This is a genomic window from Mitsuaria sp. WAJ17 (assembly GCF_014174515.1).
Lineage (GTDB): Bacteria > Pseudomonadota > Gammaproteobacteria > Burkholderiales > Burkholderiaceae_C > Roseateles_B.
Window position 1 is genome coordinate 1 of sequence record NZ_JACJUG010000149.1, and the last position, 344, is coordinate 344.

Consider the following 344-nt stretch of genomic DNA (forward strand, 5'->3'; position numbering starts at 1 on the left):
TCTGGGCCTTGCGGCGGCTGTGCCGTGCCTGGCGCCCCGAGGTGCTGGTGGCGCATGGCTTTCCCGAGCACCTGCTGGGCCGCTGGGCCGGGCTGCTGGCCGGTGTGCCCAAGCTGGTGCAGGTGGAGCACAACTCGCGCGAGCGCTACACGCGCTGGAAGCTGGCGCAGGCGCGCTGGCTGGCCGCACGCAGCGCGCGGTTGGTGGCGGTGTCCGAGGGGGTGAAGGCGGTGCTGCTGAAACTGGGCATGCCGGCGGACAAGACCCTCGCGATCCCCAACGGCGTGGACCTGCGGCCCTTCGCCGAAGGCGCCGACAAGCCCTTCGAGGACCGCATCGCCGGC

Annotated in this window: 1 protein-coding gene; it reads left to right on the forward strand. The window is 73.0% G+C overall.

The features are described from left to right. The coding region (locus H5407_RS23805; protein WP_183106936.1) for a glycosyltransferase at window positions 1-344 on the forward strand (344 nt) is incomplete at both ends.